This window comes from Streptomyces sp. NPDC031265, assembly GCF_055570295.1.
Window position 1 is genome coordinate 45,523 of sequence record NZ_JBVIHM010000033.1, and the last position, 19,813, is coordinate 65,335.

The 19,813-nt window shown below is 71.5% G+C and carries 25 protein-coding genes, 1 tRNA gene and 2 pseudogenes; 15 read left to right on the forward strand and 13 right to left on the reverse strand.

Annotated elements, in window-relative coordinates; all coding sequences use genetic code 11:
* The first annotated feature begins 88 nt into the window (after positions 1-88).
* Entirely contained in the window at positions 89-1,009 is a 921-nt protein-coding gene (locus tag ACZ499_RS34220) for a hypothetical protein (RefSeq protein WP_468680324.1), read from the forward strand.
* Positions 1,010-1,250: 241 nt separating this feature from the next.
* Positions 1,251-2,006 carry a dienelactone hydrolase family protein gene (locus tag ACZ499_RS34225; RefSeq protein WP_468680326.1) on the forward strand — a complete coding sequence of 252 codons (756 nt, stop codon included), beginning with the start codon at positions 1,251-1,253 and terminating at the stop codon, positions 2,004-2,006.
* Positions 2,007-2,072: 66 nt separating this feature from the next.
* Here the strand turns inward: ACZ499_RS34225 and ACZ499_RS34230 are convergent.
* Positions 2,073-2,146 (reverse strand) — tRNA-Met (locus tag ACZ499_RS34230).
* Positions 2,147-2,356: 210 nt separating this feature from the next.
* Between ACZ499_RS34230 and ACZ499_RS34235 the strand changes: the two genes are divergently transcribed.
* On the forward strand, positions 2,357-2,710 hold the full coding sequence (locus ACZ499_RS34235) for a hypothetical protein (protein WP_468680328.1): 354 nt from the start codon (positions 2,357-2,359) through the stop codon (positions 2,708-2,710).
* A gap of 55 nt (positions 2,711-2,765) precedes the next feature.
* On the opposite strand, the gene ACZ499_RS34240 is transcribed toward ACZ499_RS34235, so the two are convergent.
* The gene (locus ACZ499_RS34240; protein ID WP_468680330.1) at positions 2,766-4,646 is read right to left on the reverse strand and encodes an alpha-L-fucosidase; all 1,881 of its coding nucleotides are present in this window, start codon (positions 4,644-4,646) and stop codon (positions 2,766-2,768) included.
* A gap of 159 nt (positions 4,647-4,805) precedes the next feature.
* Between ACZ499_RS34240 and ACZ499_RS34245 the strand changes: the two genes are divergently transcribed.
* Complete coding sequence (locus ACZ499_RS34245; RefSeq protein ID WP_468680332.1) at positions 4,806-5,408, forward strand: phosphoribosylanthranilate isomerase; 603 nt, start codon at positions 4,806-4,808, stop codon at positions 5,406-5,408.
* A gap of 17 nt (positions 5,409-5,425) precedes the next feature.
* Here ACZ499_RS34245 and ACZ499_RS34250 read toward each other — a convergent pair whose 3' ends face one another.
* Positions 5,426-5,734 carry a putative quinol monooxygenase gene (locus tag ACZ499_RS34250; protein WP_385547375.1) on the reverse strand — a complete coding sequence of 103 codons (309 nt, stop codon included), beginning with the start codon at positions 5,732-5,734 and terminating at the stop codon, positions 5,426-5,428.
* Between the two features lie 280 nt (positions 5,735-6,014).
* On the opposite strand from ACZ499_RS34250, the pseudogene ACZ499_RS34255 reads away from it, so the two are divergent.
* The 3 genes and pseudogenes from ACZ499_RS34255 to ACZ499_RS34265 all read left to right on the forward strand — a co-directional run.
* Positions 6,015-6,245, forward strand: a pseudogene (locus ACZ499_RS34255) (pyridoxamine 5'-phosphate oxidase family protein); the annotation flags it as partial.
* A 25-nt stretch (positions 6,246-6,270) separates the two neighbouring features.
* The gene (locus tag ACZ499_RS34260) at positions 6,271-6,522 is read left to right on the forward strand and encodes a hypothetical protein (protein ID WP_468680405.1); all 252 of its coding nucleotides are present in this window, start codon (positions 6,271-6,273) and stop codon (positions 6,520-6,522) included.
* Between the two features lie 99 nt (positions 6,523-6,621).
* The gene (locus tag ACZ499_RS34265) at positions 6,622-6,819 is read left to right on the forward strand and encodes an antitoxin (RefSeq protein ID WP_468680334.1); all 198 of its coding nucleotides are present in this window, start codon (positions 6,622-6,624) and stop codon (positions 6,817-6,819) included.
* A 57-nt stretch (positions 6,820-6,876) separates the two neighbouring features.
* Here the strand turns inward: ACZ499_RS34265 and ACZ499_RS34270 are convergent, their stop codons facing one another.
* The 4 genes from ACZ499_RS34270 to ACZ499_RS34285 form a co-directional block, all read right to left on the reverse strand.
* Positions 6,877-7,431 carry a CchlQ gene (locus ACZ499_RS34270; RefSeq protein ID WP_468680336.1) on the reverse strand — a complete coding sequence of 185 codons (555 nt, stop codon included), beginning with the start codon at positions 7,429-7,431 and terminating at the stop codon, positions 6,877-6,879.
* A 31-nt stretch (positions 7,432-7,462) separates the two neighbouring features.
* Complete coding sequence (gene gcvH, locus ACZ499_RS34275) at positions 7,463-7,846, reverse strand: glycine cleavage system protein GcvH (protein WP_468680337.1); 384 nt, start codon at positions 7,844-7,846, stop codon at positions 7,463-7,465.
* Between the two features lie 142 nt (positions 7,847-7,988).
* Positions 7,989-8,765 carry a vWA domain-containing protein gene (locus tag ACZ499_RS34280; RefSeq protein ID WP_468680339.1) on the reverse strand — a complete coding sequence of 259 codons (777 nt, stop codon included), beginning with the start codon at positions 8,763-8,765 and terminating at the stop codon, positions 7,989-7,991.
* Positions 8,766-8,999: 234 nt separating this feature from the next.
* Positions 9,000-10,523 (reverse strand): chitinase, encoded by a 1,524-nt coding sequence (locus ACZ499_RS34285; protein ID WP_468680341.1) that lies wholly within the window; start codon positions 10,521-10,523, stop codon positions 9,000-9,002.
* A gap of 336 nt (positions 10,524-10,859) precedes the next feature.
* On the opposite strand from ACZ499_RS34285, the gene ACZ499_RS34290 reads away from it, so the two are divergent.
* Positions 10,860-11,222 carry a cupin domain-containing protein gene (locus tag ACZ499_RS34290; protein ID WP_468680342.1) on the forward strand — a complete coding sequence of 121 codons (363 nt, stop codon included), beginning with the start codon at positions 10,860-10,862 and terminating at the stop codon, positions 11,220-11,222.
* A 106-nt stretch (positions 11,223-11,328) separates the two neighbouring features.
* Here ACZ499_RS34290 and ACZ499_RS34295 read toward each other — a convergent pair whose 3' ends face one another.
* A complete protein-coding gene (locus tag ACZ499_RS34295) occupies positions 11,329-12,066 on the reverse strand; it encodes a class I SAM-dependent methyltransferase (RefSeq protein WP_468680344.1) in 738 nt (245 codons plus the stop codon).
* 348 nt (positions 12,067-12,414) lie between these two features.
* Here ACZ499_RS34295 and ACZ499_RS34300 point away from each other — a divergent pair.
* Positions 12,415-12,960, forward strand: a pseudogene (locus ACZ499_RS34300) (class I SAM-dependent methyltransferase); the annotation flags it as partial.
* Between the two features lie 115 nt (positions 12,961-13,075).
* On the opposite strand, the gene ACZ499_RS34305 reads toward ACZ499_RS34300, so the two are convergent.
* Positions 13,076-13,348 carry a DUF1876 domain-containing protein gene (locus ACZ499_RS34305; protein ID WP_385541455.1) on the reverse strand — a complete coding sequence of 91 codons (273 nt, stop codon included), beginning with the start codon at positions 13,346-13,348 and terminating at the stop codon, positions 13,076-13,078.
* A gap of 126 nt (positions 13,349-13,474) precedes the next feature.
* Here ACZ499_RS34305 and ACZ499_RS34310 point away from each other — a divergent pair, with 126 nt between their 5' ends.
* From ACZ499_RS34310 to ACZ499_RS34325, 4 genes are all read left to right on the forward strand, one after another.
* On the forward strand, positions 13,475-13,738 hold the full coding sequence (locus tag ACZ499_RS34310) for a UBP-type zinc finger domain-containing protein (protein WP_385541457.1): 264 nt from the start codon (positions 13,475-13,477) through the stop codon (positions 13,736-13,738).
* A gap of 173 nt (positions 13,739-13,911) precedes the next feature.
* The gene (locus ACZ499_RS34315) at positions 13,912-14,208 is read left to right on the forward strand and encodes a helix-turn-helix domain-containing protein (protein ID WP_468680346.1); all 297 of its coding nucleotides are present in this window, start codon (positions 13,912-13,914) and stop codon (positions 14,206-14,208) included.
* Positions 14,205-14,699, forward strand: a complete 495-nt coding sequence (locus ACZ499_RS34320; RefSeq protein ID WP_468680348.1) for an IclR family transcriptional regulator domain-containing protein — start codon at positions 14,205-14,207, stop codon at positions 14,697-14,699. Before ACZ499_RS34315 ends, ACZ499_RS34320 begins: the two co-directional genes overlap by 4 nt.
* The gene (locus ACZ499_RS34325) at positions 14,696-15,241 is read left to right on the forward strand and encodes a GNAT family N-acetyltransferase (protein ID WP_468680350.1); all 546 of its coding nucleotides are present in this window, start codon (positions 14,696-14,698) and stop codon (positions 15,239-15,241) included. Before ACZ499_RS34320 ends, ACZ499_RS34325 begins: the two co-directional genes overlap by 4 nt.
* A gap of 24 nt (positions 15,242-15,265) precedes the next feature.
* Here the strand turns inward: ACZ499_RS34325 and ACZ499_RS34330 are convergent, their stop codons facing one another.
* Positions 15,266-16,030, reverse strand: coding sequence for an alpha/beta fold hydrolase (locus ACZ499_RS34330; protein WP_468680352.1), 765 nt, complete (start codon positions 16,028-16,030; stop codon positions 15,266-15,268).
* Positions 16,027-16,227, reverse strand: coding sequence for a hypothetical protein (locus ACZ499_RS34335; RefSeq protein ID WP_468680354.1), 201 nt, complete (start codon positions 16,225-16,227; stop codon positions 16,027-16,029). The genes ACZ499_RS34330 and ACZ499_RS34335 overlap by 4 nt, the downstream gene beginning before the upstream one ends.
* Positions 16,228-16,407: 180 nt before the next feature.
* On the opposite strand from ACZ499_RS34335, the gene ACZ499_RS34340 reads away from it, so the two are divergent.
* Positions 16,408-17,004 (forward strand): TetR/AcrR family transcriptional regulator, encoded by a 597-nt coding sequence (locus tag ACZ499_RS34340; RefSeq protein ID WP_468404836.1) that lies wholly within the window; start codon positions 16,408-16,410, stop codon positions 17,002-17,004.
* Here ACZ499_RS34340 and ACZ499_RS34345 read toward each other — a convergent pair.
* Both ACZ499_RS34345 and ACZ499_RS34350 read right to left on the reverse strand, forming a co-directional pair.
* Positions 16,992-18,242, reverse strand: a complete 1,251-nt coding sequence (locus ACZ499_RS34345) for an MFS transporter (RefSeq protein WP_468680356.1) — start codon at positions 18,240-18,242, stop codon at positions 16,992-16,994. The two genes, ACZ499_RS34340 and ACZ499_RS34345, sit on opposite strands and share 13 nt — an antisense overlap.
* A gap of 93 nt (positions 18,243-18,335) precedes the next feature.
* Entirely contained in the window at positions 18,336-18,563 is a 228-nt protein-coding gene (locus tag ACZ499_RS34350) for a hypothetical protein (RefSeq protein ID WP_468680358.1), read from the reverse strand.
* Positions 18,564-18,697: 134 nt separating this feature from the next.
* Between ACZ499_RS34350 and ACZ499_RS34355 the strand changes: the two genes are divergently transcribed.
* On the forward strand, positions 18,698-19,663 hold the full coding sequence (locus ACZ499_RS34355) for an LLM class F420-dependent oxidoreductase (protein ID WP_468404232.1): 966 nt from the start codon (positions 18,698-18,700) through the stop codon (positions 19,661-19,663).
* Positions 19,664-19,813 lie beyond the last annotated feature (150 nt).

The following is a 19,813-nucleotide window of genomic DNA, read 5'->3' on the forward strand; positions in this document are numbered from 1 at the left end:
GATCGGCCCTGCCGTCTGCGTGGCTGACGATCACTCAGCGCCAAAGGTGCTGCCCTGTGACAGGGGGTCACGCGACGACAGGAGATTCATGCGTACCGCACTGCTGCGCAACGGGGTCAGGACGGCGGCTGCCGCCCTGGCCTTCGCCACCGCCCTCGCCGGCGCCACCACCGCCGGCGCCACCGTCCGCGGGGAGTACGGCCGCCACGGCCGCCACCCCGTAGAGGTGGCGATCGGGCGCTCGGGCATTCACGCACCGGCCACCGCCCAGGCCGGTCTGGTCGCCTTCCATGTGAAGACCGACGACCCGAACGGCCGTTTCCTCCAGGCCTTCCGGCCGCACCGCGGTGTCACCGTGCGCAAGGTGCTCGCCGACCTGGCCAAGGCCGTCGACAGGAACGTGCCCGCCACTGCCGCGCAGGGCATCTCGGCGGTGCGTGACGAGGCGGACGCGCTCGGTGGCGCCCAGGTCACCCCGTCCGTGTCGGAGACCTTCACCACCCCGATCGGCGCGGGCCCCGTCGTCCTCCTGGACTTCACCGCCTTCCTGGCCGACCCGGCCCATCCGGTCACCCGTGCGCTCAACCTGCGCGGGAGCAGGCGCGGCGGCTCGTCCGAGGACCTCGCGGCCTTCCCCGACAGCATCGTGATCACCCGCGAGACGTCGGCCGGCCCCCGCTTCGACGTCAACGGCCTGCACAAGGCCGCGGACAACATCCTGGTCCACAACGCCTCGGACGAGCTCCACGAGATGGAGCTCCAGCCCGTCAAGCGCGGGACCACCGACGCCCAGATCCAGGCGTTCTTCGGCGGCACCGCCTCCTGGCCGCCGCCCTTCTTCACCGGCCCCTCCCTCGGCCTCGGCGTCGTCTCCCCGGGCCGCACCGCGCTGCTTGAGACCCACCACCTGCCGCCGGGCACGTACGCGCTGCTCTGCTTCGTACCGGACGACAAGACCGGGCGTCCGCACGTCGCCGAGGGCATGCACAAGGTCGTGGTGCTGACCTGACGCTTCGAGTCGCCCGTCGGGCCGGTGTGCGGCAGCTCCACCGCCGCCGCCGGCCCGACGGCGTCGAGGAGAGGCAGTCGGCCAAATCCGGCCTGCCGGGCCGGGAAACGGCCGGAAAACACCGCACCTCGGACCAGTCCAACCGGTGCGGAACGGCAGCAAAAGGATCTTCGCGTTCGGGCGATTGTGACAGGCTGTTGGTCTGTCACATGTGTAAGAGCGAACGAGAAGAGAGACGTTCATGACCACAGTGCTCGGAACCTCCGTGGACATCCCCACGCAGGACGGCACCGCCGACGCCTATCTCGTCCACCCCGACGACAACTCCCCGCACCCCGCGGTCCTGTTCTACATGGACGCCTTCGGGCTCCGCCCCCACCTCAGGGGGATGGCCGACCGCATCGCGGCGGCCGGTTACACCGTCCTGGTCCCCAATGTGTTCTACCGCGTGGGGCGGGCGCCGATCGTCGAGCTGCCGGACTTCATCGACCCCCAGCAGCGGCCGGACATCTTCGAGGCCATCGGCCCGCACATATTCGCCCTCACCTCCGAGCTGGTCGTGCGTGACGCCGACGCGTATCTGCGCTGGCTGGCCGACTCCCCGCTGGTCACGGACGGCCCGGTGGGCGTGACGGGCTACTGCATGGGCGCGGGCCTGGCCCTGCGCACCGCCGGGTCGTTCCCGGAGCGGGTCGCGGCAGCGGCCGGCTTCCACGGCGGCCGGATGGCGACCGACGCCCCGGACAGCCCCCACCTGCTCGCCGAACACATCACCGCGGAGCTGTACTTCGGCCACGCCGACCAGGACGCGGGCATGCCCCCCGAGCAGATCGACCGCCTGAACAAGGCCCTCTCGGCAGCCGGGGTCCGCCACGAGACCGAGGTCTACGCGGGCGCCCAGCACGGTTTCACCCAGGCCGACACCGCCGCGTACAACGCCGAAGGTGACGCCCGTCACTGGGAGGCCCTGCTCGCCCTGCTGAACCGCACGCTCTGACGGCGTGCGCGCGCGTACACAAAGGAAGAGGCCCGCATCCCAGGGGATGCGGGCCTCTTCGTACAGTAGCGGGGACAGGATTTGAACCTGCGACCTCTGGGTTATGAGCCCAGCGAGCTACCGAGCTGCTCCACCCCGCGTCGGTGAAAACAACTGTACGCCACTTCGCGGACCCCATTGACCAACCGTCCCCGCCACCCCTCCAGACGCCAGGTCGTGCCGCCCGCCATCGCCGGCGCGGGCCGGAGGTGGACGAACACGTCGTTGTGGGGCGGGGGATTGTCGCCCCACCGGCCCTTGCAGGACTCGTCCTGCCACGGCCCGCGCCGGGGCCGAACATGTTGCGGCCCATGATGGTCGCGCCGATCTTCCGCTCGCTGCGCTCGATGAAGTCGACGTCGATCCCCGCCCTGGCGTCGGCGCGATCCCGCATGGCGGCGAGCATCCACTTTGTGCAGGCCGTCGATGCCGTCCCCGAAAGGCGCTTCAAGACGCTGGTGGGGACCGGCGGCGAAGCCGTCCAGGGAGGTGGTCGGACTGTGTACGCGAAGCTTGGCCACGGCGGTCCCGTAGTGCGCATCGACGGCGGCCGACACGAGTGCCCGAGGCGGGTGTGCGCGGCCGGAGTGCGGGGTCGATCCCGCCCTCATCCGTACGTCGAACCGGGATCCGGCGGGATCGACACCTGCTCCGGAAAATCTTGAGCGCATCGGCCGGGGCGGCCACCGGGGCAGCCGTCCGGCCGCCCCGGTGCGGGGTTCAGCCCGCGTACAGCTGCGACGCCGGGACCACCTGCTGGTCCTGGCCCGGGCTGGACCACAGCAGCTTCATATGAGCCTCCCCGGTCTGCTCCGCGTACTCCACCCTGATCGTGTGACGCTTGCCCGCGGTGAGGACCACCTCGCCCTTGTCGACGCGCGGCCCGTGCGGCGACCAGGAGTCGATCACGAGCCTGCCGTCGATCCAGACGCGCGCCATGTCGTCCGAGACGGTGGTGAGCGTGTACGTCTCGGAGCGGCGCGGCTCGATCGTGCCGCTCCACCGGATGCTGAACCAGTCCGCCGGGACGGCCTTGTCGGGCGAACCGCCGAACCTCCAGGCGTGGTTCACGGTGGGATCGGTGCGCGTGACCTTCGGGGCGCCGCTGAGGTCACCGTTGTCGAAGATCTCCTGCCTGAGCCCGTGGCCGGTTCCGGCGGGGGAGGTGGGGCCGGGGTTCACGGTCAGCTCGACGACCGTGGCGACGGCGTTGGTCGCGGCGCCCGACGGCCTGATGTCGAACCCGTCACCGGTCTTGGTGACGCGCACCTGCTGGCCGCTGCCCAGTACTCGCGCCGCCTTCACGTCGAAGGCCGTACGTGCCTTCAGATGCAGGGCCGTGCCGCTCGACGGCCACTGGGTGACCGCCGCGTACAGCTTGTCGCCCTTGCGGCTGACCGAACCCCAGGCGGGCTCGTCGACCAGGCCGCCGTAGCGGGCGCCGTAGACGGCCTCGCCCTGACCCGAGGCGCGCAGCCAGTCGCCCATCTGCCGCAGGCGGTCGACGGAGGGCTGCGGGATACGGCCGTGTGCGTCGGGGCCGACGTTCAGGAGGTAGTTGCCGCTGCGGGAGGTGGTGGCGAGGAGGTTGCGCACCAGCGTGGTGCTGGACTTCCAGTTCTGGTCGTAACGGGCGTACCCCCAGTGGTCGTTGAGCGTCATGCACGACTCCCAGAGCTGGCCGTCGACCGGCGCGGCGGGGATCTCCTGCTCGGGGGTGCCGTAGTCGCCGTCGACGACGCGGCGCTTGCCGACCCGGTTGTTGACGACGAGGTCCGGGCTGAGGCCGTGCAGATAGGACTCCAGGCGTTCGCCGTCCCGCTCGGTCCACGGGTTGTGGGGGTTCTCGGTCGACCACTCGCCGTCGAACCACAGCAGGTCGGGGTGGTAGCCGTCGACGAGCTCCTTGAGCTGCGCGTACATGCGCTGCTCGTATTTGGGGAAGGTCGCCGGGTTCGCGAAGTCAGGGTCGTGCCAGTCCCAGATCGAGTAGTAGAAGCCGAGCTTGATGCCCGCCTCGGTGGTGGCCCGCTTGAGTTCCGCGAGGATGTCGCGGTTCTTTTCGAAGGCCGAATGGTCGCGCAGGTTCCAGGAGTTGACCTTTGTGGGCCACATCGCATAGCCCTCGTGGTGCTTGGACGTGATGACGATGTAGCGCATCCCGGCGTCCTTGGCCGCCTTGACGACGGCCTTGGCATCGAAGTCGGCGGGATTGAAGGTCGCGGCCTGTTTCTCGTACGCGTCCATGGGGATGCCGCACTCCCGCTTGATCCACTCGGCGTTGCGGCAGACGGTGCCGTCGGGGCGGCGGTACTCGCCCTCCCAGTTGGAGTACGAGCCGAAGTGGATGAACATGCCGAAGCGGTCCTGGCGGAACCAGTTGGTGCGGGCGGAGGCGAACGGGTCGTCGGCGGCGTAGTCCGTGCCGGGGCCCGCGACCTGGCCGGTCCGCGTGGCCGGGGCGACCGGGGCCGGCGCGGCGGCGGGCGGATCCGCGGCGCTCGCGGCAGCCGCGGGAGCCACCGAGGCTCCCAGGGCGGAGGCGAGGAACACGGCGAGCCCGGCGACTGTGCGCCCGGTGCGAGTGCGCAAGGTGTGCATGGGGCGACTCCCTGGTGTGAGGGTTCGCCCGGGAAACGTAGAGACGAATACATCGGATGTCAATGTGTCCAACGCTCTTATGCTGGCGGCAACTTGGTCCACACCTTGCGCAATTGGCCACCAGTGGTCCGATGACTATGGGTTTGGTTGACTGAGGGTATGAGTGATCTCTTCGTCAAGATCTGCGGTCTGCGGACCGAGCGCGATGTGGACGCGGCCGTGGAGGCGGGGGCCGACGCGGTGGGTTTCGTCTTCGCGGCCGGCCCGCGCACGGTGGACACCGAAACCGCCCGGAGGCTGGCCCGGCGGGTGCCGGAGCACGTCCTGACGGTCGGTGTCTTCCGGGGCCAGTCGGTGGACGAGGTCCGGCGGCTGACGGAGGAGAGCGGCATCCGTGCCGTCCAGTTCCACGGCGACGAGGGGCCGGAGTACTACGAGGCCCTGCGCGCGCCGGGCCGCACCCTGATCCGGGCCACCGCCGCCACCGAGGTCCCGGTCCGCTGCGGAGAGCCGGCCGAGGACATGCTGCTGCTCGACGCCCCCGACCCGGGGTCGGGCAAGCCGTGGAACTGGGCCTCGCCCGGGTTCACCGCCCCCGAGGGCCGCTGGCTGCTCGCGGGGGGTCTGCATCCGGACAACGTCCGGCAGGCGGTCGAGGCCACCGGCGCGTGGGGTGTGGACGTCTCCAGCGGTGTGGAGAGTGAACGCGGGGTGAAGTCGGAGCGGCTGATCCGGGCGTTCGTGGCGGCGGCGCGGCGGTAGGCCGCCTGCCGGGGGTGCTACTGGATGATCCCCTTGAGGGGATCGCCGAAGGGGAGGCTGTCGAGGACCCAGACGTCGGCGGGAGCGCCCAGGAGCCCCTCCACCCTTGCGCGGGTCCGCGCGAAGGTGGGCGTGGCGGAGTGGACCGCGAGGTCCTCGTGGGTGGTCCAGCGCTCGACAACGAAGATCGACGTCTGGTCGGTGTGCAGGGCGAACAGCTCGCACCCCGGTTCCTCGTGGACGTGCGGAACGGCCTCCGCGTACACGTCCAACACCTCTTGCAGACGGCCGGGCTTGGGGTGGACGCGGGCGATGACGACGGGCATGGGGTGACCCTATCGCGGCGCCGAGCGCATACAGGGCGGGGCCTCCCCCTGGCCGAGCAGGGTCGATTCCGGAAGGGGCGCGGCGGGGGAGGGCGAGGCGATGAGTACGGCAGACGGAGCGGGGCGGCCGAGGGACGTACGGGCGTGGCTGCGCGGCCTGGAGGCGTTCGCCGGATCACCGGCCGCCTTCGGCCCGGGCACGGCCCCGGGCGAGCCGGCCGCGCTGTTCCTGGACTGGCTGACGGAGGACGTCGAGGCCGGACTGCCCGACCCGCACTCCATGACCGTGTCGACCGTCGACGAGCACGGGGACCCCTGGGCCCGGGTGCTGATCCTGAAGAACGTGGACGCCGACGGCCGGCAGTTCGCCGCGCACGCCGACAGCCCCAAGGGGCGGCAGCTGGCCGTGCGCCCCAGTGCGGCGCTCACGTTCTACTGGCCCGCCCTGGGGCGTCACGTTACGGATACGGGCCCGGTGGTCCTGGAGCCCGCCGAGCGCGGAGCGGCGGACTACCTGGCCCGTTCGGCATCGGCGCGTGCGGAGGCGCTGGTGGGACGGCAGAGTCGGCACCTGGACAGCCCCGCCGAGCGCGGCCGGGATCATCGCGGAGGCGCCGGCCCGCGTCGAGCGGGAGCCGGGCCTGGTGGCCGAGGCGAGGAACCTGTACACCGCCGCCCCGCTCACGGTGGAGTTACGGCAGGCGGACGAGAGCCGCGTCCACACCCGGCTCCGCTACGAGCGCGAGGCCGCCGACGCACCCTCGGAGCAGCACCTGCTGTGGCCCTGAGCCGGGGCCCCGGCTCCGCCCCGAGAGCCCGCCCGGATGCGGAGTGGCGGGGGAAGGGGTGATCCTGGGGTGCGGGGGCTGTTCCTAGGAGGACTCGACATGTCCGTGATGGACAAGCTCAAGCAAATGCTCAAGGGGCACGAGGACCAGGCGGGCCAGGGTGTCGACCGCGCCGGTGACTTCGCCGACGGCAAGACCCAGAGCAAGTACAGCAGCCAGGTCGACACGGCCCAGGACAAGCTCAAGGGGCAGCTGGGAGCGGACCGCCGTGAGGAGCGTGAGGACCCGCCCATGTGAGCCACCCGAGCGTACGGTCGCCGCCCCCGGCACGTGCCGGGGCCGGCGACCGTACGCTCACGCTCCCGCGATCGCCGCCCCGGCCTCCCGGCACACGGGGCAGCGGTCCTTCCCGTCCCACCTGGCCCATCCGAAGGCCGCGGGTGTGAGGGACTGGCCCTCCAACTCCTCGCGCACGGCGACCCGGTAGGCCCACACCGCCGCGATGTAGGGGTGGTACGCCTCGTGGAAGACGGGTGACTCCGCCCCGGCGCCGGCGGCCACCGCCCTGCGCAGCGCGCGCAGTTGCTCGAACATGCCCTGCCCCGCGCCGACGACGCTCGTGCCGGCCTCGATGAACAGCCGCTCGCGCACCTCCTGGATCCCGCTCTCGCGAAGCGCCACCCGTGTGGCCGCCTCCAAGTCGGGCTCCTCACCGGGCGTTTGCGCGAGGTGACGCAACCGCGTGAAGCACGCCTCGGCAGCGGTGATGAACTCCAGATACACCGCACGCCGCCGCGCCCCGACCCCGCGCTCGCCCTCCCGGCGATGCCGCAGATGGTCGGCCAGCACGGTCCCGGAAATCGCGATCGACCCACCACTGAACGTCGCGACGAGCGTGCCCCAGTCCACGTCTGCCTCCCCACCAGCCCTGCGGCCGCGCTCAGCCCCCGACAGCCGCCTGGTACTGCTCCGCCGTGAGGAGGTCGTCCGTCGGCTCGTCCCGGGCCGGGGCCAGCTTGAAGAGCCAGACTCCGTACGGGTCGGTGTTGACCGTCTGCGGGGTGGCGACGGCGTCCGCGTTGGTGGCGACGATCTCACCTGCGAGCGGCGCGTAGATGTCGTTCGCCGCCTTCACCGATTCCACCGTGCCGACGGCCTCCTTGCGGGAAACGGACTTTCCGGCGTCGGGCAGTTCCAGGAACTCGATGTCGCCCAGGGCCTGCCGTGCGTAGTCGGTGAGGCCCACCGCGAGGACGCCGTCGCCCTCGTCTCGGACCCACTGGTGGAACAGGGTGTAGCGCAGGTCGGTGGGAATGTTCGACATGCTCGGGCTCCATTCGGCACACGCGGCACACTCGGCGCACGTACGTACCGTCCACGGCGGACGATCACTGGAGCAGCTTGCCTGTCCGGCGGCCGTTGGGAGACGGTTTTTGGACACCGGGGAGATGTGAAGAAACACACCGTCACAGGTTGCGGGCGATCGTGCTGATGACCTCGTCCAGGGCGATCTCCTTGAGCCCCGTGCCCGCCACCGAGGGGACGAACAGGGTCTTGTCCCAGGTCTCCGCGATGTCGCGCCACGGTTTCTGCTCCGGCGCGAAGATCAGCAGTCGTTTGGCGGACTGGTCCATCACGGCGCCGTCCTGGCCCTCGCGGCCCCACTGGTCGTGGAGTTCGTCCAGGCTGCGCGGGTAGACGTCGACGTCCTCGGGGGAGGCGGACGCTCCGGCCCTGCGTCGGGACGACCACCACGGCGGCCGGGCCGAGGGGGACTTGGCGGTGCGCCGGCGAGGGGTGTGTCTGCCCAGGGGGTGGGCCGGCGCGTCGGTGAAGAGGACGACGATGTGCCGCCGTTTGTCGTTCGACTCGTTCCGCGCCGACCAGGGCGACCGGACCGCGAGCGCGAGCGCCTCCAGGCCCGACTCGGGGACGTCGCCCCCGCCGGTCGCCTTGAGCCCCGCGATGAACTCCGCGAACTCCGCGTCCTGTTCGGGCAGATCGAGGAACGAGGTGCGCTCGATGGCGCGGTCGCGGTCCGCGCCGAAGTCGCGGAAGGCGATCACCCGTAACCGCATGCGGCCGATGCCCGTCCCGCGCCGGGCCATCACGGCCTTCAGCCGCCCGTGGAAGGACAGCGCCCCTTCCTTCACCTGTTTCAGGACCGGGGACATGCTGCCCGTCACATCGATGCAGAGCACGATGTCCACGGCCCAGCCGTCTGTCGCCGGAGCGTCCGGCATCGCCCCACCCCCGCCGCCGAGTTGCCCGCGCCGTTGCGCGGACATCAGGCTAAAAGGGTGTGGGAGGCGGCGGCGGTTTGGGAAGGGTGTGTGCCCAACGCGGTTGCCCGACGGGGTGGGGGGGGGGGGGGGGGGGGGGGGGGGGGGGGGGGTTGCGGGGGGGGGGGGGGGGGGGTTCCCCCCCCCCCCCCCCCCCCCCCCCCCCCCCCCCCCACCCCGTCACGCGCGCTGTGCTCAGCAGGCCCCCAGGTCCTGCCAGACACCCCACTCACCGGTGGTGCCGGGCTCCTCGCCCTGCGTCCACCACTTGGCCTTCCAGTTGTGGCCCTTGTGCGACACCTGCGTACCGCCCGTGTAGACGGACGTGGCGTTCCACGGGGTGGCCGTGCACTGGTGGCCGTTTCCGCCGGTGATGGTCAGGGTGTACGTGGCCGAGTGAGCGGCGGAGGCGTTGGAGCCGGTCACGGTGAGGGTGTACGTGCCCGACACGGCCGCCGAGGTCGTCGACACCGTCAGCGTGGACGAGCCGCCCGCCGTCACCGAGGTGGGGCTGAGTGAGGCGGTGACACCGGCCGGGGCGCCGCTGACGGTGAGGTTCACGGACTGCGCCTGGCCCGCCGTGACCGCCGTCTTGACCGTGGTGGTGGCCGAACTGCCCGCTGCCACCGAGCCGCTGGCGGGCGCGGCCGTCACCGAGAAGTCATGGGAAGGAGCAGTGGTACCCGAGGTGAAGGGCTCGAAGATGTGGCTGAAGTCCCAGGTGTTCTGCTGGATACCGGAGCAGTTGTCCGCGGCCGCGCCGCCGGGGCAGCCGCCGTTGTCGCGCTGGAGCGCCCAGAAGGAGAGGGTGTTGACGCCCTTGGAGACCGCCCAGTTGTAGACCTGGGTGGCGTTGGCCAGGGTGAACGTCTCGGCGGGCCCGAAGTCGTCGACGCCCGGCATCTCGGTGATGCCGATCATTCCCCACAGCTGGGCCGAGGTCTTGCCCGGGTACAGCTGGGCGAGCTGGTCGTACAGCCCCTGGGCGGCCGTCTGGGTGTCGTTGGCCATGTTGTGGGAGGCGTTGTCGTAGTAGTCGAACGTCATGATGTTGGCGACGTCGACACGCGCCCCGTTGCTCACCGCGTTGCGGAGCACGGCGAGGCCGCTTGAGGCGAGACCCGAGGTGGTGGTGGGGAGGGTGTACGAGATCTCGACCTTGCGGCCGTTGGCCGCCGCCCAGTCCTGGACCTGCTTGATCGCCTTGTTGCGCCGGTCGATGCCGGCGCTGTTGTCCAGCGAGTCGACCTCGATGTCCATGTCGAGGCGGGAGAGGTCGTAGGTCGTGATGACCTTCTCGTACGCGGCGGCGATCTGGCCGACGTCGGTGCAGCTGTCGGCGATCTCGGTGCCGGTGGTGTCCGCGGTGTAGCCGCCGAAGGAGGGGATGACGTCCCCGCCGTCGGCCTGGATGGTCCTGATGTCGCTGCCGAAGGTGGACGAGGCGATCGGCATACCGCTGTTGCCGTTCCAGTACGGCGTGCAGGAGCCCTTGGACGCCGTCTGGATGAACGCCATCGTCAGGTGCTTCGCGCCGGACTGGGCGGCCAGCGCGGCGGGGCTCTCGCCGGTCCAGGCTTCGAAGTAGGGGGCGAAGACATGGGCCGGCAGAGGGGTCGCGGCCTGGGCGGAGCCGCCGCCGAGCACGGCGAGGCCCGCCGTGGCCACGGCGGTGACGGTCGCGGTCAGGACCGCGCGGAGGGTACGCATGCGTCTCATGTCCGTCCAAGGTGTGAGGGGGGCGTCCGCCAATTCCCGTGGGGTGCAGCGGTGTTGGATATGGGATATCTCCGCGATCAGAGACATGTCAATGGACTGGACCAAAACAGGACTAGACCAATTTCGGGGGATGGGCGGCTGCGGCGTTGGTCACCGGGGATGCGGCGCGCTGGACCACTGGCCGTGGGAATTTCGGGGGAGCGAGCTGGTGCGGGGCGGCGCGGTGCCCCGGCGGCGTCACCCGTACGCCCCATGCCGTTCGCAGCCCTCCGCCGCCGTGGGTACGTTCGGACCGTCGATCGTTCACACCCGCCCGCCGCCCAAGGAGAAGCACTCATGGCCGGTCTCGTACGGAAGAGTTTCGATGCGCCGGAGGAGGTCCGTCCGTTCGAGGACGGCAAGGGGCGCCTGGAGCTGGTCAATGTGGGCGGGGGGCAGGTCGGCCGGGCCACGTTCGAGTCGGGCTGGAAATGGTCCGAGCACGTCAAGCCGATCGCGCAGACAGACAGCTGTCTGGTCGCCCACGCGGGCTATGTCGTCTCCGGCCGCATGAAAGTCGTCATGAACGACGGCCAGGAAGAGGACTTCGGCCCCGGCGACTACATGAACGTCGCGCCCGGCCACGACGCCTGGGTCCTCGGCGACGCCCCGTGCGTCGTCGTCGACTGGATGGGCTTCTCGGACTACGCGAAGAGGTAGCCGCACGCACCCACCCCCACACGCATACGCACCGCGCCCCCCTCCACCAGAAGGGGGGCGCGGTGCGTCGCGGGTGCCGTGCGAACGGCCGGTTTCCGTCTGTCCGTTACGCCTTGGCCTCGCGGCGGAACAGTGCGGTCCACAGGAACGGCTCACCGAAGCGCGGGGAGTCCGGTGGCTCGTTGCGCATGCGGCGCAGTTCGACCTCCGCGAGGTCGGAGAAGATCCAGCGCAGGGACTCCGGGGTGTAGGCGAGGCCGCCATGGAGGCCGTTCTGGCGGTAGAAGTCGCCGTCGGGGAGTTCGGATCCCATCTCCCCGGACGCGAAACAGCTGAGGGCGAGGTGGCCGCCGGGCGCCAGCGTCCGGTCGAGCAGGTCGAGATAGCTGATGCGCCGGTGCGGTGGCAGATGGTGGAAGCAGCCGGAGTCGTAGATCAGGTCGTACGGGCCGGCCGGCACCGTGTCGGCGAGCGTGAACGCGTCACCGCGGTGGAACCGTATGTCGGCCCCCGCCTCCTTGGCGCGCTCCTCGGCCCAGTCGATGGCCCCGGGGGAGAGGTCGACCGCGTCCACCTCGAAGCCCAGCGAGGCGAGGTGGAGTGCGTTGCGGCCCGGCCCGCAGCCCAGATCGAGCACCCGGCCCGGAGTGATCAGCCCTCGGTCGAGATACGAGACGAGGTTCTCGTCCGGCTTCGCCACGAAGAACGGCACCGGCTTGGTGTGGTCCGCGTAGAACTCGTCCCACCAGGTCGCCGCACCGGTCGTCCAGCGGTCGGCCTCGGGTGCGAACAGGCCGTCCATGAGCTTGAGCACGTCGTCGATGGTGCGGATGTTCCGGTCCATCCGGTCCCCCTCTCCCTGTCCCGTGATCGTAGGTATGACGGATAAGGAAGGCCAGATCAGGCGGGGTGTGGGGAGGTCATGGGCGGCCACTTGAAGGCCTTTCGTGATCACGGAAAGGGTCCCACCCGCGGGTGGGGGTGCAACACCGCCCCAGAGCCTTCCCGCGGCCTTCTCGGGGGGATTGTCGAGGCGGTTGGGCGGGGTTTCTCAAAACCAGTTGGCCGGTGTTCGGGGTGAGCCGATACTGGCGCGATGTTCTCGGACGACGATGCCGCCGCACTCTACGACCTGCTCAGTCCCTGGGACCCCGCACGATGGCCCGCCGACGCGTACTACGCCGGGCTCGTCATGGCCGCGGGTTCGGTCCTGGACGTCGGCTGCGGTACCGGCGCGATGCTGCACCGGGCGCGCGAACACGGCCACACCGGGCGCCTGGTGGGCCTCGACCCGGACCGGGCCGCGCTCGCCCGGGCCCGGCTCCGTACCGACGTCGAGTGGGTCGAGGGAACGGCGGCGGACGCCCGGTGGGAGAGGGAGTTCGACCTCGTGACCATGGTCAGCCACGCCTTCCAGTGCCTCGTGGGCGACGACGACCTGCGGGCCTCGCTCACGGCGATCCACGCGGCGCTGCGCCCCGGGGGGCGCTTCGCCTTCGAGACCCGCCACCCCCGGGCACGCGCGTGGGAGGAGTGGAACCCGGCGAACGCGACCGAGGTCGTCGACGCCGCCGGGCGCGCGCTGCGCGTCTGGTACGAGGTCGAAGCCGTCGTCGGGGACCTCGTCACCTTCACCGGGACGACGGCCGGGGCCGACAGCACGGTGATGCGCGTCGACCGTACGACCCTGCGCTTCCTCGACGCCACGACGCTCGACGCCCTCCTCGACGACGCGGGGTTCGACATCGAGGCCCGCTACGGAGACTGGCACGGCGGCCCCGTGACCGACTCCAGCCGCGAGCTCGTCACCGTGGCCCGCCGTAGGTGGACGGGACCGGTGGCGGGCGGCACCGTCAGCGGTTCAGCGGCCGGGACCGGTGCCCCGATGCCTCGTCTATCTCGATGTGGGCCTTCTGCAACAGCTGGGACGCGAGGTCCATCAGGACCCGCGAGCCCGCGATCTCTTCTCCGACCCGCAGCTGCTCGGGGTCCGAGGGGTGGCGCATGGCGTAGCCGTGCCCCTTCACCTCGGTGCCGTCACCGAGTCTGACCAGGCCCACCGCGCTGGTGCGGTCCCCGACCTCGGAGAACTCCAGCTCCACATGCCACCCGACGAGTGTGGTCATGACGGTCACCTCCAGGACTCGCCCGTACCTCCAGGGTCCCTCCACGGCGCCCCGGCCGCGACGCGGAGCCGGGGTGCGGCGGCCGCCAGGCGTTCCTACCATGGATGCCAGACCCCGGAGGACGCGATGACCAGCGAGCCCGACCCGCATCTGGCCATGATCCGCGACGTGGTGCCCCGGACCCCGGAAGGCTGCGAGGACTGTATGCGCCTGGGCTCCCCCTGGGTCCATCTGCGGCTCTGCCTCATCTGCGGCCACGTCGGCTGCTGCGACTCCTCCCCGCTGCGCCACGCCCGCGCGCACGCCGCGAGCGAGGAGCACCCCGTCGTGCGCTCCTTCGAACCCGGCGAGGACTGGCGCTGGTGCTTCGTCCACGACGCCCTGGTCTGACGTCGGGGCGCGGGCCGTCGACCATCCCACCCCCTGAACAACGTGCCGCGCCATACCCGACGTTGGGGATTCCGGGCGCCCGGCACCTGGTTCGACGATGGACGGGAGTCACGGCGACGGGGGGCAGTGGAGTACGGACGAGACCGGTTCGGCCCGGGGGAGACGGTGGCGCGGTGGGGCGAGCGGTGCTGGAGGGCGCGTTCTCACTGCTGGAGGCGCTGGCGCGGGTGGGGGAAGGGGGACTGCGCGAGCCGGCGGCCAGCGCGGGGCTGCCCAAGACCACCGTGCACCGCATGCTCGACCAGCTCGTCGTGGTGCTGGACGCGGTGGAGTGCCGGCCGGGCCGGTACCGCATGGGGCCGGTGATCGTCCGGCTGGGGCGGGCCTGGAGCCCCGACCGGTCGCTGCGCACGGCCGCCGCCGTCCGCCGCGGCACCTCGCTGCGGCCACCCGCGCCGGCGTCAGCGTGACGGCGCCGGGCACCGGGAGCCCGCTGGTGGTGGCCGCGCTGCCCGGCGAAGTGGACGGCGTCCTCCCGTTGCGGTCCGGCGCGGTCCTGCCGCCCGGAGGCGCCGCCGAGGTGGTCCTGGTGGCAGGCGGACCGGCCGCGGCGCCGTCCGAGGGCCACCGCGCCGCTCGCTGGCGGCGACGGATCGAGGTGGCGCGCGGGCAGGGCACGGCCGTCGACCATGACGAGGCCGACGTGCTGGTGGCCTGGCTGGCGGCGCCCGTCCGCGCCCCGTCGGGGCAGGTCGTCGCCGCGCTCGCCGTGTCCGTCCTCGACCGCCGTCTGCTCGCCGGCGCGGGCGAACCGCCGCGCGGCCCGTATGATCGGCGCGAATCCGGCACGGATGCCGCAGGCGTGGCAACTCTGAGGAGCGGGCACGGTCGCCGCCGAAAACGGCCGCCGCCGAAAATCGTGGGGGGCTCGGCCCCGGACCGTGTTTCCATGACGCGGTGAAGAGCGAGAACACCGACCAGTCCGGCGCCCGCCCGGCCCCGTACGTACGCCCCCGAACGGATCACGACCTCGACGCGTGCGTCCACGCGCTCGCCGCCGTCCACGAGCGCGACGGCTACCCGGTGAACTGGCCCGACCGCCCCGGCGACTGGCTCGCCCAGCCGTCGCTCCTCTCGGCCTGGGTGGCGGAGCTGGACGGCCGAGTCGCCGGTCATGTCGGTCTGTCGCTCAGCGGTACGGGGGATGTGGCGCCCGGTCTTTGGAGCGCGCGCACGGGGGTGAGCCGCGACGCGACCGCCGTGGTCAGCCGGCTGTTCGTTGCTCCCGAGGCGCGCGGCCACGGGATCGGACGGCTGCTTCTGGCCCGGGCGGTGAGCGAGGCCCGGGCCCGCGGTCTGCATCCGGTGCTCGACGTGGTGGCCTCCGACACCGCGGCGACGGCACTGTACGAACGCCTGGGCTGGGAGCTGCTGGCCGAGGTCGAGCAGGAGTGGGGGCCCCGGCAGACCGTGGCCGTCCGCTGCTATGCGGCGGGCGTCTGACTGCGCTGGGGTCCCCGCCCGCGCTCAGACCCCCGCGTGCGTCTCGCTCAGGAAGCCGACGAGTACGCGGTTCACCTCGTCGGGGCGCTCCAGGCTGGGCAGATGGCCCGCCCAGGGGAGTTCGAGGTGGCGGGCATCGGCGAGCAGAGTGCTGAGGTGGACGGCGATCTGCCGGAAGTCCGCGAAGTCGTGGTCGCCGGAGACGAGCAGGGTGGGGGCGGTGATCGCGGAGAGGTCGGGCTCGGTCTTGATCTGGCCGAACTCCTCTTCGGCGGCCAGTTGGACGTCGAAGGCGTTGCGCTGCATTCGGCGTACCAGCTCGCGGGCGGCCGCGTCGGCGGCGGGGCCCACCCAGGCGTCCACGTTGAGGTCGGTCGCCCCGGCGACGTCACCGGCCTCGATCAGCGCGTCCTCGCGGTCGCCGAACGCCCGCAGTTCGGCACTGGGTTCGTGTCCGACCAGCGCGGTGCAGAGCAGCGCCAGCGAGGTGACCCGCTCGGGCCGGCGGGCCGCGACCTCCAGCGCGACCCGGCCGCCGCCGGAAGACCCGATCAGCGCCGTGCGCTCGATGCCGAGCGAGTCCAGCAGGGCGACGACGTCCTCTGCGTTGTTGTAGGGCCGGTCGGGCATCGGCGTCTCGCCGAAGCCCCGGAAGTCGCAGCGCACCACCTGGTAGCCGGCACCGACCAGCGTGGGCACCTGCGGGTCCCACATCCGCCGGTCGCAGACGGTGGAGTGGAGCAGGAGCACTGCGGGGCCGCTTCCGGCCACATCATGGGAAAGAGTCACCGCGCCACCATAGAGATCCGGCTCGCTTCGCGCACCCGGGTTTCCCGGCCGCGGGGGAGCCGGTCAGGATTCTGCGCCTGTGAACCGTCGGATGCGGCGGCCGGCAGTGTGGCGATGGGCCACCAGAAGTCATCCCGGCTGCCGTCCTCGGTGGGGGTGTCGGTCTCCGGCTGTTCGCCGGTCGGGCGTCGAGTCATACGGTCAAGTGTGGTCGGTGAGGCGCCCGTTGAGGAGTCGATTTCTAGAACAGTTTTCTACAGATTGCTACGCTAGGGTTGCCGTCATGGCAGACAGCATCCCGATCGGTGCCCCCTGGGTCACCCCAAGCGCCCGAGGTCGACGCGGCGGGCACGGTACGCACCGAGCGGGGCACGGTCATGTCGCCTAGGCAGCAACGCGGTGAGGCCACCATCGACCGCCTGCTGACCGCCGGGTTGCGGGTGTTCGCCGAGTCGGGCCAGCAGGGATTCACCGTCAGTGCCGTCACGCGCGCCAGCGGGGTGAGCCTCGGCAGCCTCTACCACCACTTCGGCAGCTTCGACGGTCTCGCCGCCGCTCTCTACACCCGGTGCATGGAGCAGCTGTTCGACGAGATGACCGCCGTGCTCACCCGGGCGCGTACCGCTCGTACCGGCATCCGCGCGCTCGTCCAGTGCTATCTGCGCTTCACCGAGGAGCACCCGGACGTCGCCCTCTTCCTGCACGCCTCCGCCTACTCCGGCTACCTCGCCGCCCACGCCGACGAGATCCGCAGGGCCAAGGCGAACAAGCTGGCCGCCATCGCCGCCTGGCTGGGCCCCCGAGTCGAGGCCGGCGAGATCGCGCCCCTCCCCTCGCCCCTGATCGACGTCCTCATTCTCGGACCCCCGGCCGAAACCGCACGCCGCTGGCTGTCCAGCACGTACGACATCGACCTCGCCCAGGCGTACCGGATCCTGCCCGACCGGGTCTGGCGCTCGCTTCAGCCGGACTGACCGGAGGGGACCCGGGCGGGGGCCGGGGCGGCGGGGGCCGCCCGGCGCGCGCTCCTGAGCGTCGCGGGGCCCATCGCGTACGAGGCCACCAGGATCATCCCGCCGAGCAGCAGCCATCCCGGGCTGCCCCAGTCCACCAGGAGCGCGGTCAGCAGGAGCGGGCCCAGGGTGCGGGCGACGGTGACGCCCGTGCCGAACAGGCCCTGGTATTCGCCGATCCGGTCGGCCGGTGCCAGGTCGAAGCCGATCTGCCAGGAGCCCGCCGAGTGCAGCATCTCGGCGACCACCAGGAGCACCGAGCCGCCGATGAGCGCCGCGGCCGCCACCCACGGTTGGTCGCCCGTGGCCGACAGGGCGAAGACCGCGCAGGCCGCCAGCATCACCGCGCCGGAACGGCGCACGGCCCGCAGGGCGCTCTCAAGTCCCTTGACGTTCCGGGCTGTTCGCACCTGGAAGAGCATCACCGCACCGGTGTTGAGCACGAACAGCGCCGATACCAGCCACGCCGGTGCGGCCGTGCGCTGAGTGATCCACAGTGGAATCCCCAGGCTGAGCAGCGGCATCCGCAGGAGCAGCACGGTGTTGAGGAGCGCGACGACGACGTACGGGCGGTCCCTGAGGACCGTCGGGCCGCCGCGCCCGCCGGTGGGGGACGGCACGGGCGCGACCCGGGGAAGCCGTGCAAGCAGCAGCGCGCACACCAGGAAGCTCGCCGCGTCCAGGGCGAAGACCGTGAGGTACGCGCCGGTCGTGCCGGAGTGCAGGGCCACGCCCCCGAGCGCCGCGCCCACGGCGAGCCCCGCGTTGAGGGTGGCCTGGAGGCGCGCCAGTGTCGCGGTCCGATCCCCCTCGGCCACCAGCCCGGCGAGAAGCGACTGACGGGCCGCCGACAGCCCCGACTGGGCCGTGGCGTAGAGGCAGGCGGCCAGGAGGAACGGTACGAAGGAGCGTACGACCAGGAACGACGCCACCGCCGCGCTGGTAGCCAGCGCGAGCAGCACCGCTGTCCCCCGCGGCCCGCGCCGGTCCGCGAGCCGTCCGAGCGGTACGCCCGCGACCGAGCCGACCGCCCAGGCGAGGGTCAGCCCCAGGCCGATGCGCGCCGGGGCGAGGCCGACGACGCGCGTGAAGTACAGGGCGGAGGTGACGAGGTACGCGCCGTCGCCGACGGAATTGGTCAGTTGGGCCAGCGCGAGAAGGCGCCGGGGGCCTGCGGGGGACACCGCTCTGGTCGTCATGTACTGGACACTATTGCCCTGGTGGCCCCTTCTTCTGGTCCATTTCCCGTGGGTGTGAGTGGGCCATTTGCCGACCGTCGGGGGGTCGGTGGATCACGCCGCGTCCCGGGGCCTGCGGCGGTGGCGGGCGGCGGGGCCGTGTTCGGTGTGCGGCGTAAGCCGCGGGGGCAGGGCCTTGGTGTTGCCCTTCGGTACGGCGTGCAGATGGCGCCCGCGCTTTCGTACCGCCTCGGGGTCGCCGAACATGCGTTCCTCGTAGCGCGCGAGGGCGAGCAGCGCGCCCAGCATCAGGGGCGGGATCAGTACGGCCACGATGACCACGACGACTCCTCACAGGCGGACGGGTCTGCTGGACCGCGTAGCCCCGGACGCGCATCGAAAACATCGAGGTGGCGGGGAGGGGAGGGCGACGAGAGTGATGTTTTCGATGAGAGGAGCCAGGTAATGGGTGACGCATGGTGCAAATCGGCTACACGATGATGACCGAGCAGACCGGCCCCCGCGCGCTCGTCTCCGATCTGGTCGCCGCGGAGCGCGCGGGCTTCGACTTCTCCGTCACCTCCGACCACTACTTCCCCTGGCTGGAATCCCAGGGACACGCGTCCTATGCGTGGAGCGTGCTCGGCGCGGCAGCCCAGGCCACCACGCGGATTCCGCTGATGACGTACGTGACCTGCCCGACGGTCCGCTACCACCCCGTCGTCGTCGCGCAGAAGGCGGCGACGATGCAGCTGCTGTCCCAGGGGAGGTTCCGCCTCGGCCTGGGCTCCGGGGAGAACCTCAACGAGCACGTGGTGGGATCCGGCTGGCCCTCTCCGCAGGTCCGCCTGGAGATGCTGGACGAGGCCGTCGACGTCATCCGCGCCCTCTTCGAAGGCGGCAACGTCAACCACCAGGGCGCCTTCTTCGACGTGGCGAACGCACGGCTGTGGGATCTGCCGGACGAGCTGCCGCCCATCGGGATCGCCGTCTCCGGCGAACGCTCCTGCGCCCTGGCGGGCCGCTCCGCCGACCTCGTCATCGCCACCGAGCCCAAGTCGGAGCTGCTCGACTCCTTCGACCGGCATGGCGGCAGCGGAAAGCCCCGTGTGGGCCAGCTGCCGGTCTGCTACGACACCGACCGGGACGCGGCGATCGCCCGCGCGCACGACCAGTTCCGCTGGTTCGGCTCCGGCTGGCCGGTGAACTCGGAGCTCCCGGGGCCGTCGGGCTTCGAGGGCGCCACCCGGTTCGTCACCCCGCAGGACGTGGCGAAGGCCATCCCGTGCGGCGATGACGTCACCGCCTTCGTCGAGGCGGTACGCCCGTTCGTCGACGCGGGCTTCACCGAGGTCGCCCTCGTCCAGATCGGCGGGGAGCACCAACTCCCCTTCATCCACTGGGCCGAGACGAAGCTACTGCCCGCCCTGCGCGAGCTGTGACGCCGCTACTCGGGGTCCTCGGCCGAGGCGATCCGGGCGGCGTACACGCCGAGCCCGCGAGCAGCGCGAGCCCGTTCGCTGCGGCCACCGCACGCCGGTGCCCTCCCAGTACCGAGCCGACCGCGCCGCAGGCGGTAAGGGTGCGGGCTG

Bases quoted from the DNA above. Each gene is read 5' to 3' on its own strand.
- ACZ499_RS34245 (WP_468680332.1), top strand. From the start codon at position 4,806: ATGAGTGATCTCTTCGTCAAGATCTGCGGTCTGCGGACCGAGCGCGAT.
- ACZ499_RS34220 (WP_468680324.1), top strand. From the start codon at position 89: ATGCGTACCGCACTGCTGCGCAACGGGGTCAGGACGGCGGCTGCCGCC.
- ACZ499_RS34295 (WP_468680344.1), bottom strand. From the start codon at position 12,066: ATGGACCGGAACATCCGCACCATCGACGACGTGCTCAAGCTCATGGAC.
- ACZ499_RS34310 (WP_385541457.1), top strand. From the start codon at position 13,475: ATGACCAGCGAGCCCGACCCGCATCTGGCCATGATCCGCGACGTGGTG.
- ACZ499_RS34335 (WP_468680354.1), bottom strand. From the start codon at position 16,227: ATGACTCGACGCCCGACCGGCGAACAGCCGGAGACCGACACCCCCACC.
- ACZ499_RS34345 (WP_468680356.1), bottom strand. From the start codon at position 18,242: ATGACGACCAGAGCGGTGTCCCCCGCAGGCCCCCGGCGCCTTCTCGCG.
- ACZ499_RS34250 (WP_385547375.1), bottom strand. From the start codon at position 5,734: ATGCCCGTCGTCATCGCCCGCGTCCACCCCAAGCCCGGCCGTCTGCAA.
- ACZ499_RS34265 (WP_468680334.1), top strand. From the start codon at position 6,622: ATGTCCGTGATGGACAAGCTCAAGCAAATGCTCAAGGGGCACGAGGAC.
- ACZ499_RS34290 (WP_468680342.1), top strand. From the start codon at position 10,860: ATGGCCGGTCTCGTACGGAAGAGTTTCGATGCGCCGGAGGAGGTCCGT.
- ACZ499_RS34305 (WP_385541455.1), bottom strand. From the start codon at position 13,348: ATGACCACACTCGTCGGGTGGCATGTGGAGCTGGAGTTCTCCGAGGTC.
- ACZ499_RS34240 (WP_468680330.1), bottom strand. From the start codon at position 4,646: ATGCACACCTTGCGCACTCGCACCGGGCGCACAGTCGCCGGGCTCGCC.
- ACZ499_RS34285 (WP_468680341.1), bottom strand. From the start codon at position 10,523: ATGAGACGCATGCGTACCCTCCGCGCGGTCCTGACCGCGACCGTCACC.
- ACZ499_RS34355 (WP_468404232.1), top strand. From the start codon at position 18,698: ATGGTGCAAATCGGCTACACGATGATGACCGAGCAGACCGGCCCCCGC.
- ACZ499_RS34225 (WP_468680326.1), top strand. From the start codon at position 1,251: ATGACCACAGTGCTCGGAACCTCCGTGGACATCCCCACGCAGGACGGC.
- ACZ499_RS34280 (WP_468680339.1), bottom strand. From the start codon at position 8,765: ATGCCGGACGCTCCGGCGACAGACGGCTGGGCCGTGGACATCGTGCTC.
- ACZ499_RS34235 (WP_468680328.1), top strand. From the start codon at position 2,357: ATGATGGTCGCGCCGATCTTCCGCTCGCTGCGCTCGATGAAGTCGACG.
- gcvH (WP_468680337.1), bottom strand. From the start codon at position 7,846: ATGTCGAACATTCCCACCGACCTGCGCTACACCCTGTTCCACCAGTGG.
- ACZ499_RS34340 (WP_468404836.1), top strand. From the start codon at position 16,408: ATGTCGCCTAGGCAGCAACGCGGTGAGGCCACCATCGACCGCCTGCTG.